Source organism: Pseudotamlana haliotis, from assembly GCF_008806375.1.
GTDB classification, from domain to species: domain Bacteria; phylum Bacteroidota; class Bacteroidia; order Flavobacteriales; family Flavobacteriaceae; genus Pseudotamlana; species Pseudotamlana haliotis.
The window spans coordinates 1-13,432 of record NZ_WAAT01000047.1 but is presented as its reverse complement, the minus strand read 5'-3'; the positions used below and the strand labels follow the sequence as shown (position 1 = coordinate 13,432).

The window sequence follows — 13,432 nt, the reverse complement described above, 5'->3', positions numbered from 1 at the left end:
TTTGTTATCCACTGAAAATAGCTTCAAATGAATTTTGATACATTTTTACAAACGCTTCCAAAAATAGAAAATATACCGGTACTAGGCGAAACATCACAGTTTAAAATGGTGCCAGCCTTCCGTCATGAACGTTTAAGAAATCTACAAAAAGAGATTAAAGATGCTAAATTAGCAGGGGTTTTAGCGCTTTTTTATCCTAATAAAAACAACGAAACGCATTTTGTTTTAATTCTTAGAAATACTTATAAAGGGGTGCACTCGGCTCAAGTGGCTTTCCCTGGCGGACGCTATGAAGCCGAAGATGAATCACTAGAAAAAACAGCCTTGCGTGAAACCTTTGAAGAGGTTGGTGTGCCTATTGCTGATATGGAAATCATTAAAAAACTTTCACAGGTTTATATTCCACCGAGTAATTTTTATGTGCAGCCTTATATTGGGCTCACTCATAAAATGCCAAAATTTGTAAGACAAACTGATGAAGTTGAAGCTGTTATCGAGGTGTCTTTAAGTCATTTTTTAGATGATAGTGTCATGGTAACCCAAAAAGTAAAAAGCTCCTACAGTCTTGAAGTTGAGGTGCCTGCTTTTAAATTAAACGGCCACATTGTTTGGGGCGCTACAGCCATGATGCTCAGTGAAATTAAAGACCTACTAAAAGCCGCATATAATCTGTGATATTTACTACATTTGCATCACCAACAGAAAAATTGAAGTAGGATTCATGGGATTGTTTAAGAAAAATCCATTCGGACACATATTAATAATAAAAAAATGGCTGATTAGAATATTCGGCCTACTTACACATAGACGTTTTAGAGGGTTTAACGAACTTCAAATTGAAGGTTCAGAAGTCATTAAAGGACTGCCAGACAAAAACGTATTATTCATTTCAAATCACCAAACTTATTTTGCTGACGTGGTTTCCATGTTTCACGTGTTTAACGCGAGTTTAAGTGGCCGTGTTGATTCGATTAAAAATGTGGGTTACATCTGGAATCCCAAGCTGAATATTTATTACGTCGCCGCAAAAGAAACCATGAAAGCAGGTTTGCTACCTAAAATCTTGGCTTATATGGGGTCTATTAGTATTGAAAGAACTTGGCGTTCTCAAGGTCAAGATGTGAACCGACAAGTGAAAATGAGTGACATTTCAAGCATTGGAAAAGCACTTGACGATGGTTGGGTAATCACTTTTCCGCAAGGAACAACCACACCTTTTAAGCCGGTTAGAAAGGGAACTGCGCATATTATTAAACGTTACAAACCTATTGTAGTGCCTATCGTTATCGATGGTTTTCGTCGTTCATTCGATAAAAAAGGCTTACGTATTAAAAAGAAAAATATTCTACAATCTTTTGAAATTAAAGAACCTTTAGAAATAGATTATGAAAATGATACTACTGATGATATCATTACTAAAATTGAGTATGCCATTGAGCAGCATCCATCATTTTTAAAGGTAATTTCTCGTAAAGAGCTGGAAGCACAAGAAGCCATAAATAAATTAAGAGAGTGGTAATTCACCTCTAAAAACGATTTTTTAAAAGGCTTAATGCAAACAACTCAGCTTCAGGAACAACTATTTTCAAATTTAAAAACCTATTTCGGATACGATAGTTTTCGTGCCCAGCAACAAGACATCATTGAAACGGTTTTAAGTAAAAAAGACTGCTTGGTCATCATGCCTACTGGTGGCGGAAAATCCATTTGTTTTCAATTGCCAGCCATGAGTTTTTCTGGGGTGACTTTGGTCATCTCACCGTTAATCGCCTTGATGAAAGACCAGGTTGATGGTTTAAATGCCAACGGAATTCCGGCGTCTTATTTTAATAGCAGTCAGGATGCCACAGAACAACAAGCCATTATCGAGCGTGTTGTTCACGCCGATTTAAAACTCCTTTATGTCGCCCCAGAAAGTTTAGCAGCGCTTCAAAATATTATCACAGAAAAATACATAAGTTGTGTGGCCATTGATGAAGCGCATTGTATTTCATCGTGGGGACATGATTTTAGGCCATCTTATCAACAATTAGGCTTTTTAAAATCAACATTGCCCAATACGCCGTTTATTGCTTTAACAGCCACAGCCGATAAAGCGACACGTAGTGATATTGCCAAACAATTACGAATAGAACACGCCCAGCAGTTTATTTCGTCTTTTGATAGGCAAAATATCGAATTGGAAGTACGTCCAGCAGATAACAGAATTTCTCAAATCGTTAAGTTTATTAAGCAAAATGAAGGACAATCAGGAATTATCTATTGCCTAAGCCGAAAAACCACCGAGCAGTTATCTAAAAAACTAAAAACTAATGGTATAGCGGCGAAAGCCTACCACGCAGGTTTGAGTTTTGACGAACGTTCTAAAGTACAAGAGTCATTTGTGTATGATAAAACACAGATTGTTTGTGCAACCGTAGCCTTTGGAATGGGTATCGATAAATCCAACGTGCGTTGGGTGGTGCATTATAACATGCCTAAAAACATTGAAGGCTATTATCAAGAAATTGGCCGAGCGGGTCGTGACGGACTCCAATCAAGGGCGTTGCTTTTTCACAGTTATGCTGATGTTATTCAGCTACGGAATTTCGCTAGTGGGGCTTCAAATGAAGAATTTCAAATTGCCAAACTCGACCGCATGAAGCAGTTTAGTGAGGCCACCACCTGTAGAAGAAAAATTCTATTGAGTTATTTTGGTGAACTACTTGCTGAAAACTGCGGAAACTGTGATGTGTGTAAAAACCCACCACAATTTTTTGACGGCACCATCATCGCTCAAAAAATTCTTTCTGCTGTTTATCGCCTAAAAGAATCTGAAGCCATAGGTATGATTATCGATGTGCTTCGTGGTTCGCAAAATGCAGGCGTTATAGACAAGGGGTATCATCAACTTAAAACCTTCGGAATTGGTAGAGATATTGCTTATCGCGATTGGCAACATTTAATCATTCAATTGATTAATCAAGGCTTTTGCGAAATTGCCTTTCATCAAAATAACGTGCTTCGTCTTACCGAATTCTCTAAAAAAGTACTCTTTGAAGGCGCTAAAGTATCACTAACTAAACCAGTTCATATTCCGGAGCCTAAAGTTAAGGAACGCGTTAAACGTAAGCCTAAAACAAGAACCAAACCAGCGGTTAAAAAACGAGAGAACACCTTGTTTGAGCGTTTAAGACAATTGCGTTATAAAATTGCTTTAGAAGAAAACATTCCGGCTTACCTCGTGTTTAGTGATGCGACTTTAAAGGAAATTGAGCGTGAACGCCCATTAAGTGAAGACGATTTTTTAAGCATCAGTGGAGTAGGGCAGCGTAAGCTTGAGGTTTATGGCGATGAGTTTATTGCTGAAATACTTGATTTTATGGGTTCAAAAGTGAAGAAACCTAGAAAGAAAGCTACACATTTAGTGACTTACGACCTCTATAAAAACGGACGCACTATTGAAGAGATTTCGGTAGAGCGCAAGCTCTCCACAACAACCATTTACTCGCATATAGCTAAACTATATAGTACAGGAAAAGCGGTCAACATATACGATTTTGTATCTAAAAGCGAGGTTGAAGCCGTACAAAAAGCAAAAACTGTATTGGAAGCACCTTCCGCATTAAAACCTTATTATGATTATCTTGATGGCGATTTAGATTATTTTAAAATTCGTTTGGCATTGAGTGTGGTGGATAAAAATTAATTTTAAATACCCTTAGTGTGTAATGAACATTGCGAACGTCACCCTCAACTCGTTTCAGGGGCGCATAAAGAAGCTCAAGTTTGTTATGGATTAACCAACTGATTTTGAGGTAAAGGTTTGGGTTTTATTATAAATAATACAGGTTCTCGACTCCGCTCGAACACTTTCTCTAAAGTTGTTTATTTCCGGTGTTCGAGCGGAGTCGAGAACTTTTTTAGCATAATTAAGCCGGAAAATGAACATTAGATGTCTTAATCAATACCTTCCAAGTTTTATATATTTAACCCATGGTAGAAGACCAAAATTTCAACAAACAAGATTTTACAGAAAATCGTTTACCAATAAACGATTATGAATACTGTACTTTTACGAGTTGTAACTTTTCAAACGCTTTTTTAAATAGCGTGCGCTTTTTAGAATGTGAATTCATCGATTGCAACATAAGCTCAGCTAATATTTTAGGAAGCTCCTTTCAAGATGTGACATTTCAAGATTGTAAAATGCTGGGCTTGCATTTGGAATCTTGTGATGCGTTTGGGTTTTCGGTTCAGTTTAATAATTCTAACTTAAACCATAGTTCTTTCTATCAAATGGATTTAAAAAACACAGAGTTTTTAGGTGTTCATCTTGGAAACGTAGATTTTTCCGAAGCAGACTTAAGCGGGGTGATTTTTAATGACTGCGACCTTAAACATGCTGTTTTTAGCCGAAGTATATTAGAGCTTACGGACTTCAGAACAGCTATAAATTACAGTTTGAACCCTGAAAACAATAGAATGAAAGGGGCTAAATTTTCTTTGGAAGGTGTTTCAGGCCTTTTAAATCATCATAAAATCATTATTGAATAGTAAATCCTTATACTTTCAGAGTGTATAATCAATTCAGTTTATAGCGGTATCATAAAAAATGCTCAGAGAACATTTAAAAAGTAGCCAAGGTGTTGTAAATTTGAACTGAAAGTAAAAGATTTCGTTTGTGTTGGATATAAATTCCGCGAAAGCGAAAACAGACAAATACCTATTTATGAAACTAGTGATATCTCCGGCAAAATCCTTAGACTTTGAAAGTGAATTGCCTACAAAACAACATACAGAACCTCAGTTTTTAATACAATCAGAGCGTTTAAATAAATTATTAAAAAAGAAATCAGCTAAAAGTTTATCGAAACTCATGAGTATTTCTGATGCTTTAGGGCAGTTAAATTACGAACGTAACCAAGAGTGGGGATTGCCTTTTACAACAGATAATGCCAGACCTGCTGTCTATGCCTTTAACGGTGATGTGTACCGTGGTTTAGATGCTTATACCATTCCTGAAGAAAAAATAGAAAACCTGCAAAATACCGTTCGTATTCTTTCAGGATTGTACGGGGTTTTAAAACCAACCGATTTAATACAGCCTTACCGTCTGGAAATGGGAACTAAATTTCCTGTGGGCGTTAAAAAGAATCTTTACGAATTCTGGAAAAAAGACATCACCAAAGCGCTAAACGAAGAGTTAGAAGACGATGAGCTATTTTTAAACTTAGCCAGTAACGAATATTTTAAAGCGGTTGATACCAAAGCCTTGAAGGTTCCTGTGGTAACTGCGAATTTCAAAGATTTTAAAAACGGCGAATATAAAATGATTTCATTTTATGCTAAAGCCGCTCGCGGATTAATGGCGCGTTACGTGGTTGATACCAACGCAAAAACCATTGATGATTTAAAAGGTTTTAACTACGAAGGTTATGGCCTAAGTGAAGAAATGTCTAAAGAAAACGATTTGGTTTTTATTAGGTAACTAAGAAAAATAAAGCGCAATCTATTTAGGTTGCGCTTTGTTTCCAATGCCAATTTTTTGTTCTATTGAAGGCTTCTTTTTTATTTTAGGGCGTCGTACGCCAAAAGTGCCTCTGTAGATTTTACCTCGTTTTGTTTTTTTATCTCCTTTTCCCATTTTTTATATTGTTTTTTCGCTTTCGCGGAATTTTTTATGAACTTGAAAATTAGCTTCGCGGGGTTGTTGAGTACCACTCATGATTATCAGTGCCACGTCACCCTGAATTTATTTCAGGGTCTCATAATCAAACTACTCAAATCGCGTCATGTAGATTTCGGTTGAACCAAGCCTATTAAGAACTTACTTTAGATTACTTCTCGACTCCGCTCGAAGACCGTCATGAAACACTAACTGAACTGGTGTTCGAGCGGAGTCGAGAACATTTTCCCAATAATTATTAATGTTACAAAATTCAACTTAAAATTACAAAACTCCCAACTATTCTCTAAAGTTTAAAATAACAAATTTTTACACAAGCACAAGTATTTAAACGCAATTGCCAAAATTAGCTGTACATTTGCCCTCTTAAAGAAGTAGACTATAAATTTTTGTATGTGTGCTTCATAAACAAAATATATGTCATTTCAATCTTTAGGCTTATCTGATGCCTTGCTAAAAGCGATTAGCAAAAAAGGATACACTACACCATCTCCAATACAACAAAAAGCCATACCTCCAGTTTTAGAAGGACACGATGTTTTAGCATCGGCGCAAACAGGAACGGGAAAAACAGCAGGTTTTACCTTACCGCTTTTACATATACTTTCTGAAAATCCGAAAGCTAAATACAGACCTATTCGTGCTTTAATTTTAACGCCAACGCGTGAATTAGCGGCGCAAGTCTATGTGAATGTTAAAGAATATAGTGAGTTTTTAAACTTGCGTAGCGCCGTTATTTTTGGTGGTGTTAACCAAAAACCACAGGCTGCAACCATTCGTCAAGGGGTTGATGTTTTAGTGGCCACTCCAGGGCGTTTGTTAGATTTACAAAGTCAAGGTTTATTATCTCTTAAACGTGTTGAGATTTTTGTACTTGATGAAGCCGACCGTATGTTAGATATGGGTTTTTTAAGAGATATTGAAAAAGTGATTAAAAGCATGCCAGAGAAGCGTCAGAATTTGATGTTTTCGGCAACCTTTTCAAAAGATATCAAGAAGTTAGCCCATGGCATTTTGAATCATCCGGTTCAAGTGGAAGCTACACCAGAAAACACGACTGTTGAAGCGATTTCACAGAAAGTGTACCGTGTAGCTAAAGGATTAAAAACTGGTTTGATTATTAAACTGATTTCAGAAGGCAACTGGAAACAAGTTTTAGTATTTACACGAACGAAACACGGTGCCAATAAGTTATGTGAAAAAATGGCTAAAGCGGGGATAACCGCTGCTGCCATTCACGGTAATAAAAGTCAGGGTGCTAGAACCAAAGCTCTGGCTGGTTTTAAATCGGGGCGTGTACGTGTTTTAGTAGCTACCGATATTGCTGCACGAGGCTTAGATATTCCGTTATTACCGCATGTTATTAATTTTGAATTGCCTAATGTTTCAGAAGATTACGTACACCGTATTGGTAGAACAGGTAGAGCAGGAGCCAAAGGTCAGGCAATTTCTTTAGTGTCTGCCGATGAAACGACTTTCTTAAGAGATATTGAAAAATTAATTGATATCAAATTGCCTGTTGAAATTGTGGAAGGTTTTGAGCCTGACCCGAATGCTTCAACAGCGCCAATTAGACCAGGGCAGAATCGTCAAAACCGAGCACCTCGTAAAAAAAGTGCTAGTGGTTCAGGAGGAAATTCTGGGAATTCAAGCAGAAGTTCTAACAGAAACTCAGGGAATAGAAATAGTAAATCTAGACGCCCGAATCGTAGTAACGACAACAGAAGATAAGCGGTTTTGCAACAAGTTTTAAAAGATAAAATTCTAGAGGTTTGCAATAAAAAGATTGCAGCTAAAGGTGAAAATGTTGGTGTGTCATTTTATGCATTTTTTAAAAATAAAAATGATAATCCAGAATTACTGATGGAAGCTGCAAGGTGGTGGATTGAAACTCACCAACTTGATCATTTTGAAAAAGCTATAAAAATTAAACAATTAGTCCTTGGAAACACAACCAAATAATCCGTTACACGGTGTAAAGCTCGAACAAATCATTAACGATTTGGTGGCGCATTATGGTTGGGAGTATATGGGCTATACTATAAAAATTAGATGCTTCACGGATAATCCTTCCGTGAAGTCTAGTTTAAAATTTCTTCGTAGAACGCCTTGGGCTAGAACCAAAGTGGAAAACATGTATTTGAAGATGTTGAAGAATAGGAGGTAAATTTCCACAGTATAAAAACATCAAATATTCAGAGTTTGAAAGTTTTTTTTATTAGCACTTCGACAGGCTCAGTGTGACAAAAAGTTCTGTTTTTTTGTTTGCTTGTTTTAAGTTTGGTTTTTTAACCAACAACCAACAACCAACAACCAACAACCAACAACCACCAACCAACAACCAACAACCAACAACCAACAACCAACAACTATTTAAAAACCACCGGAATGATTTCACCTTTAGCTAAGCAGTATTTCTCAATAGTTTCTTCGGAAAGCTTTGCTGTATAATCGACTTCTTCAACAGTAAATCCGATACTTCTAAGTTTGTCGAAATAATCACGCCCATAAACACGTACATGATCGTATTGTCCGAATATTTTAGCGCGTTCTTTTTTATCGGTAATAGAATTATCTTCAAAAGTAACTGCGCGATCTAGTTCCTGCGGAATCTGAAAAATACCCATGCCACCTTTTTTCATGACCCTGTAAAGCTCTTGCATGGCCTTGGTGTCATCGGGAATATGTTCTAAAACGTGATTGCATAGAATAAGGTCAAATTCTCCATCTTTAAAAGGCAGGCTACAGATGTCTGCTTTAACATCTGCTAACGGTGAATTTAAATCTGTTGTTACATAATCTAAATTTTTCATCGTTCTGAAGCGCTTATAAAAAGCTTGCTCTGGGGCAAAATGCAGAACCTTAAGGTTTTTAGTGAAGAACTCGGTGTCGTTCTTTAAGTATAACCAAAGCAAACGATGGCGTTCTAAAGATAGTGTTGAGGGCGATAAAACATTGTTTCGTTGATTTCCATAGCCGTAAGGTAGGAAGCTTTTAAAACTTTTTCCATCTATAGGATCTGTAAAGTTTGTGCCTTTTAGAAAGGAAGCCAAAACAGGACGAACCACATAGCTAAGCCTTATTAATAGTGGTCTTGGGATGGTGTTAAGGATTAGTTTGAAAGCTTTTTCAGACACAGATTTCACAGGTTTTTAAAGTATTACGCGTTTGTATTTTAAGCTGTCTTCTCCGAAATTAATATTGTTATCTGTTAATTCAATTTCAAGAGCATCACCATACACTATTTCGTTGAACCCTTTTCCTAATTCTCTATGAACAGCCATACATGCTCCAATAATTTTGTAGGTGTCGTCTTTGTATGGGAAATTGTGCATAATTAATTTGTCGCCTCTAAGAGTAGAGTAAGTAATCTGTGAAAATCCGTGAAATCTGTGTCTAAAAATTTAAAGTACTAAAGCCTCTTTACGGAATTCATCCTCTTCATTGCTTTGAATCCCTAAAGCTTCATAGATATAACCAAAGGTAGATAATAACTCAGGTTTACCATCAACAAGGGCTACATCATGTTCAAAGTGTGCCGAAGGTTTATTATCTAAAGTAGTAATGGTCCAACCGTCCCTGTGTTGTTTGATGCGTTGTGTTCCTAAGTTAATCATTGGTTCAATGGCAACCACCATGCCGTCAACAAATTTCTTTCCGCGACCGCGTTTACCATAATTTGGCATTTCTGGATCTTCGTGCATGGTGCTTCCTAAACCGTGACCGACCAATTCACGAACCACACCGTAGCCGTGGTCTTCACAGTATTTCTGAATGGCATAACCCACATCACCAACACGATTGTTAGCTTTAAATTCTCTAATCCCTACGTACAAAGATTCTTTAGTGACCTGAAGTAGTTTTTCAGTTTCTGGGGCGATTTCACCAATAGCAAAAGTATAAGCGTGATCACCGTAAAAACCATTTTTTAAAGCCCCGCAATCGATGGAGATAATGTCTCCTTCTTCTAGCGGGTCTCCATTAGGTATACCGTGTACCACTTGTGAATTCGGACTCATACAAAGGGTATTCGGGAAATCATATAATCCTAAAAATCCAGGAATCGCACCGTGATCTCTAATGTGTTCTTCAGCAATTTTATCTAATTGAAGCGTTGTAACACCTGGTTTAATGTGCTTTGCAATTTCGCCTAAAGTTTTCGATACGATTAACGCACTTTCGCGCATTAATTCAATCTCTTCTTTTGTTTTAACAATAATCATAATTATAAATATAGGAATGCAAAGGTACTCAATTTTAACGATTCTTTTTTAGTGTTTTAACTGACTTTTGACAGCTTTTAGACTCCCCCTTTTGAGTAATTTTGTACCATAAAATTATAGGGTATGTATAAGGTTGTGAGTGTAACAGATGCTGTGAAAGTGATAAAAAGTAACGATCGTGTTTATGTGCAAGCAGCTGCCGCAGCACCACAATTGTTGTTGCAAGCAATGACTGATAGACACGAGGAACTTCGAAATGTTGAGGTTTGTCATTTACATGTTGAAGGTGATGCACCCTACGCGAACCCCGAACTTCTTGATAGTTTTCATGTGAACTCATTTTTTATTGGAAAGAATGTGCGTCATACCATTGCGGCTGGGAATGGTTCTTATACGCCTGTTTTTTTAAGTGAATTGCCTCTGCTTTTTAAACGGAATGTCGTGCCTTTAGATGTGGCTTTAATTCATGTTTCTGTACCAGATAAACACGGCTATTGTTCATTAGGGGTTTCTGTGGAAGCGACTTTAGCAGCTATTGATAATGCTAAAACGGTGATAGCACAAGTGAACGAACACATGCCAAGAACTCATGGTGATGGCTTGATTCATTATTCTGAAATCGACCTATTTGTAGAGGGTAATGTGCCAATTCCAACGCATATTTATGGCGCGCCTAATGCTATTGAAAATAAAATTGGGGATTATATCGCGAATCTAATAGAAGATAGAAGTACACTGCAAATGGGAGTGGGAAGTATCCCGAATGCCGTATTATCACGATTAAAAAATCATAAAGATTTAGGACTTCATACCGAAATGTTTTCAGATGGGGTGATCGATTTAATTTTAGATAATGTGATTAACGGAAACTATAAAGGCGTTGGTCCTGGACGTGCTCTAACGACTTTTGTTATGGGGTCTAAGCGTTTGTATGATTATATAGATGACAACCCTTTTGTTGAAATGCGTTCTTGTGACTATACCAATGAGGTGGCTGTGATTAAGCAAAACCCTAGGATGGTGGCTATAAATTCTGCTTTAGAAGTTGATGTTACCGGGCAAGTTTGTGCTGATTCCTTAGGCTCTAAAATGTATTCTGGAGTTGGTGGGCAACTTGATTTTATGCGTGGGTCTGCATTGAGTGAAGGCGGAAAATCCATTATGGCTTTACCCTCAACAACCTCAAAAGGGATTAGTCGAATTGTGTCAGCCTTAAATCATGGTGCCGGGGTTGTAACTACAAGACCACATGTGCATTATGTGGTCACAGAATATGGTGTGGCCAATTTATTTGGAAAAACAATTAAAGAAAGGGTGAAAGCGTTAGTGAATATTGCACACCCTGATCATAGAGAAACTGTAGATAAAACGTATTTTGAGTTAACTCGAAATTAATAATTAACTAAATAATCCGAAGAGGCCTTTTTTCTTTTTAGGAATAGGGGCTTCCGTATTAGTGAGTTTTTGATACACTTCACCCCAACCAATAAAACCACCAATGTTTCGGTCGTCTATAAATAAATCGGCGTTAATTTTTCGGCTTACAGAATTATCATATTCTTCCTCTGGAAAACTACTGTTTACAGCGTAAAATACAATACCGTTCTCTTCGCAAAATTTTACAGCGTCGTCCAATTTTGAACCACATCGGTAAGTCCATAAAATAAGACGATGCCCATCCTCTTGAAGCTTTTTAAGCGTTTCAAAGGCAAAAATCATGGGTTTTCCAACTTTAGGGTAAGCGTCTTCAACTATGGTGCCGTCAAAATCGACTGCAATAATTAACTGGTTACTAAATGTCATAAATAAAATTAAGCAAATATTTGTGGCAAAAATACAATAATTTTTAAGCTAGCCATGCTTATAAGTTATTCAATTGTTAAGAATTAAAAACCCCACGAAAAGTGGGGGTTTTGTAAAATATATTTAAAAGAATTTTAAACTAAAGCATGTCTAGTCATAGCTTCTGGTTGTGGTACGCCCATAAGTTTTAAGATGGTAGGCGCCATATCACCTAAAATTCCGTCTTTAATTTCTTTTAATTCATTATCCACTAAAATCACTGGCACCGGGTTTGTGGTGTGTGCAGTATTTGGAGAGCCATCAGGATTAATCATAGTTTCACAGTTACCATGATCGGCGATGACTAAAGTGGTATAGTCGTTTTCTAATGCTGTTGTGATTACAGATTTCACACAGTCATCAACAGCCTCACAAGCTTTTATTGCTGCATCCATAACACCAGTATGTCCTACCATATCACCATTAGCAAAGTTTAAGCATACAAAATCAACATCACTTTTTTCTAGTTCTGGTACTAGGGCGTCACGTAATTCGTAAGCGCTCATTTCAGGTTTTAAATCGTAGGTCGCTACTTTAGGAGAGTTTCTTAAAATACGGCTTTCACCTTCAAACTCGGCTTCTCTTCCGCCAGAGAAAAAGAATGTGACGTGTGGGTATTTTTCAGTTTCAGCAATTCTAATTTGCTTTTTATTGTGTTTTTCTAAAACTTCACCTAGAGTTTCGCTTAAATTTTCTTTATTGAAAATCACATTCACGTTTTTGTAAGTGTCGTTATAATTGGTAAGGGTTACGTAGTGTAAATCAAGTTTTTTCATGTCAAACTCAGGAAAATCTTCTTGAGATAAAACTTCGGTTAACTCACGTCCTCTATCAGTTCTAAAGTTGAAGAAAATAATAACGTCGCCATTCTTAATTTTGGTGATCGGTTCGTTGTTATCGTCAACAGCAATGATTGGCTTGATAAATTCATCGGTAATATCATTAGCATATCCAGCTTCAATGCTAGCTGCAATATCTGTAGATTTTTCACCTTCACCTTTTACTAATCCGTCATAAACGACTTTAACACGTTCCCAACGCTTGTCTCTATCCATGGCGTAATAACGTCCTGAAATAGTAGCGATTTTAGTGTTAGAGCCTTCAATATGTGATTCTAATTGTTTCACAAATCCAGCACCAGATTTAGGATCCACATCACGTCCGTCGGTAAATCCGTGTACGTATGTGTTTTTTAACCCATAATCATTAGCAGCATCCACTAAGCCAATAAGGTGATTGATGTGAGAATGCACACCACCGTTACTTAATAAGCCTAAGAAATGAACATCTTTATTATTCGTTTTAGCGTATTCAAAAGCATCAACAAGCACTTTTTCGTCGTTAAGGGTTTTGTTTTCAACCGCTAAATTCACTTTCACTAAATCTTGATACACAATACGTCCGGCACCTAAATTCATGTGCCCAACTTCACTGTTACCCATTTGTCCTTCCGGTAAACCAACATGTAAACCGTCGGTGCGTAAAGTGGCATAAGGGTATTTTGTATATAAAGAATCAATAAATGGAATGTTTGCGTGGTCGATTGCTGAAACTTTTGGATCTGGCGAATTTCCCCATCCGTCAAGAATCATTAAGATAACTTTTTTGTTCATTTTTTATAAATTTTAAAACGAACCAAAGATACGGATTTTTGTTAAAATTCGATGTAATAGACAAAATGGTTGGTAAAAAGTCCCTT

At 37.0% G+C, this 13,432-nt stretch carries 15 protein-coding genes; 9 read left to right on the top strand and 6 right to left on the bottom strand.

Annotation, left to right across the window (positions count from 1 at the left end):
• Positions 1-27: 27 nt before the first annotated feature.
• From F6U93_RS11045 to yaaA, 5 genes are all read left to right on the top strand, one after another.
• Entirely contained in the window at positions 28-675 is a 648-nt protein-coding gene (locus tag F6U93_RS11045; RefSeq protein ID WP_150939771.1) for an NUDIX hydrolase, read from the top strand.
• A gap of 46 nt (positions 676-721) precedes the next feature.
• Entirely contained in the window at positions 722-1,519 is a 798-nt protein-coding gene (locus tag F6U93_RS11040) for a lysophospholipid acyltransferase family protein (protein ID WP_150939769.1), read from the top strand.
• Positions 1,520-1,552: 33 nt separating this feature from the next.
• The gene (recQ, locus tag F6U93_RS11035) at positions 1,553-3,688 is read left to right on the top strand and encodes a DNA helicase RecQ (RefSeq protein ID WP_150939767.1); all 2,136 of its coding nucleotides are present in this window, start codon (positions 1,553-1,555) and stop codon (positions 3,686-3,688) included.
• 287 nt (positions 3,689-3,975) lie between these two features.
• On the top strand, positions 3,976-4,536 hold the full coding sequence (locus tag F6U93_RS11030) for a pentapeptide repeat-containing protein (RefSeq protein WP_150939765.1): 561 nt from the start codon (positions 3,976-3,978) through the stop codon (positions 4,534-4,536).
• 175 nt (positions 4,537-4,711) lie between these two features.
• On the top strand, positions 4,712-5,470 hold the full coding sequence (gene yaaA, locus F6U93_RS11025) for a peroxide stress protein YaaA (protein ID WP_150939763.1): 759 nt from the start codon (positions 4,712-4,714) through the stop codon (positions 5,468-5,470).
• Positions 5,471-5,491: 21 nt separating this feature from the next.
• Here yaaA and F6U93_RS11020 read toward each other — a convergent pair whose 3' ends face one another.
• Complete coding sequence (locus tag F6U93_RS11020) at positions 5,492-5,626, bottom strand: 30S ribosomal protein THX (protein ID WP_150939761.1); 135 nt, start codon at positions 5,624-5,626, stop codon at positions 5,492-5,494.
• Positions 5,627-6,085: 459 nt separating this feature from the next.
• Here F6U93_RS11020 and F6U93_RS11015 point away from each other — a divergent pair, with 459 nt between their 5' ends.
• The 3 genes from F6U93_RS11015 to F6U93_RS11005 are packed head-to-tail and all read left to right on the top strand — an operon-like array spanning position 6,086 to position 7,835.
• Positions 6,086-7,399 (top strand): DEAD/DEAH box helicase, encoded by a 1,314-nt coding sequence (locus F6U93_RS11015; RefSeq protein WP_150939760.1) that lies wholly within the window; start codon positions 6,086-6,088, stop codon positions 7,397-7,399.
• Between the two features lie 6 nt (positions 7,400-7,405).
• The gene (locus F6U93_RS11010; RefSeq protein WP_150939758.1) at positions 7,406-7,630 is read left to right on the top strand and encodes a DUF6500 family protein; all 225 of its coding nucleotides are present in this window, start codon (positions 7,406-7,408) and stop codon (positions 7,628-7,630) included.
• A complete protein-coding gene (locus F6U93_RS11005) occupies positions 7,611-7,835 on the top strand; it encodes a VF530 family protein (protein WP_150939756.1) in 225 nt (74 codons plus the stop codon). The genes F6U93_RS11010 and F6U93_RS11005 overlap by 20 nt, the downstream gene beginning before the upstream one ends.
• Before the next feature lie 202 nt (positions 7,836-8,037).
• Here the strand turns inward: F6U93_RS11005 and F6U93_RS10995 are convergent, their stop codons facing one another.
• The 3 genes from F6U93_RS10995 to map form a co-directional block, all read right to left on the bottom strand.
• Complete coding sequence (locus F6U93_RS10995; protein ID WP_225312674.1) at positions 8,038-8,814, bottom strand: class I SAM-dependent methyltransferase; 777 nt, start codon at positions 8,812-8,814, stop codon at positions 8,038-8,040.
• Between the two features lie 6 nt (positions 8,815-8,820).
• Positions 8,821-9,003, bottom strand: coding sequence for a GxxExxY protein (locus F6U93_RS10990; protein WP_150939752.1), 183 nt, complete (start codon positions 9,001-9,003; stop codon positions 8,821-8,823).
• Positions 9,004-9,072: 69 nt separating this feature from the next.
• Entirely contained in the window at positions 9,073-9,891 is an 819-nt protein-coding gene (map, locus tag F6U93_RS10985; protein ID WP_150939749.1) for a type I methionyl aminopeptidase, read from the bottom strand.
• Positions 9,892-10,014: 123 nt separating this feature from the next.
• Between map and F6U93_RS10980 the strand changes: the two genes are divergently transcribed.
• Positions 10,015-11,286, top strand: coding sequence for an acetyl-CoA hydrolase/transferase family protein (locus F6U93_RS10980; RefSeq protein WP_150939747.1), 1,272 nt, complete (start codon positions 10,015-10,017; stop codon positions 11,284-11,286).
• A 3-nt stretch (positions 11,287-11,289) separates the two neighbouring features.
• Here F6U93_RS10980 and F6U93_RS10975 read toward each other — a convergent pair whose 3' ends face one another.
• Positions 11,290-11,694 carry a BT0820 family HAD-type phosphatase gene (locus F6U93_RS10975; protein ID WP_150939745.1) on the bottom strand — a complete coding sequence of 135 codons (405 nt, stop codon included), beginning with the start codon at positions 11,692-11,694 and terminating at the stop codon, positions 11,290-11,292.
• A 134-nt stretch (positions 11,695-11,828) separates the two neighbouring features.
• Positions 11,829-13,346, bottom strand: coding sequence for a 2,3-bisphosphoglycerate-independent phosphoglycerate mutase (gpmI, locus tag F6U93_RS10970; protein ID WP_150939743.1), 1,518 nt, complete (start codon positions 13,344-13,346; stop codon positions 11,829-11,831).
• Positions 13,347-13,432 lie beyond the last annotated feature (86 nt).

What these genes read in the sequence shown, in the direction of transcription:
- F6U93_RS11045 (WP_150939771.1), top strand. Translation starts at nt 28, where the DNA reads ATGAATTTTGATACATTTTTACAAACGCTTCCAAAAATAGAAAATATA.
- F6U93_RS11040 (WP_150939769.1), top strand. Translation starts at nt 722, where the DNA reads ATGGGATTGTTTAAGAAAAATCCATTCGGACACATATTAATAATAAAA.
- recQ (WP_150939767.1), top strand. Translation starts at nt 1,553, where the DNA reads ATGCAAACAACTCAGCTTCAGGAACAACTATTTTCAAATTTAAAAACC.
- F6U93_RS11030 (WP_150939765.1), top strand. Translation starts at nt 3,976, where the DNA reads ATGGTAGAAGACCAAAATTTCAACAAACAAGATTTTACAGAAAATCGT.
- yaaA (WP_150939763.1), top strand. Translation starts at nt 4,712, where the DNA reads ATGAAACTAGTGATATCTCCGGCAAAATCCTTAGACTTTGAAAGTGAA.
- F6U93_RS11020 (WP_150939761.1), bottom strand. Translation starts at nt 5,626, where the DNA reads ATGGGAAAAGGAGATAAAAAAACAAAACGAGGTAAAATCTACAGAGGC.
- F6U93_RS11015 (WP_150939760.1), top strand. Translation starts at nt 6,086, where the DNA reads ATGTCATTTCAATCTTTAGGCTTATCTGATGCCTTGCTAAAAGCGATT.
- F6U93_RS10990 (WP_150939752.1), bottom strand. Translation starts at nt 9,003, where the DNA reads ATGCACAATTTCCCATACAAAGACGACACCTACAAAATTATTGGAGCA.
- map (WP_150939749.1), bottom strand. Translation starts at nt 9,891, where the DNA reads ATGATTATTGTTAAAACAAAAGAAGAGATTGAATTAATGCGCGAAAGT.
- F6U93_RS10980 (WP_150939747.1), top strand. Translation starts at nt 10,015, where the DNA reads ATGTATAAGGTTGTGAGTGTAACAGATGCTGTGAAAGTGATAAAAAGT.
- F6U93_RS10975 (WP_150939745.1), bottom strand. Translation starts at nt 11,694, where the DNA reads ATGACATTTAGTAACCAGTTAATTATTGCAGTCGATTTTGACGGCACC.
- gpmI (WP_150939743.1), bottom strand. Translation starts at nt 13,346, where the DNA reads ATGAACAAAAAAGTTATCTTAATGATTCTTGACGGATGGGGAAATTCG.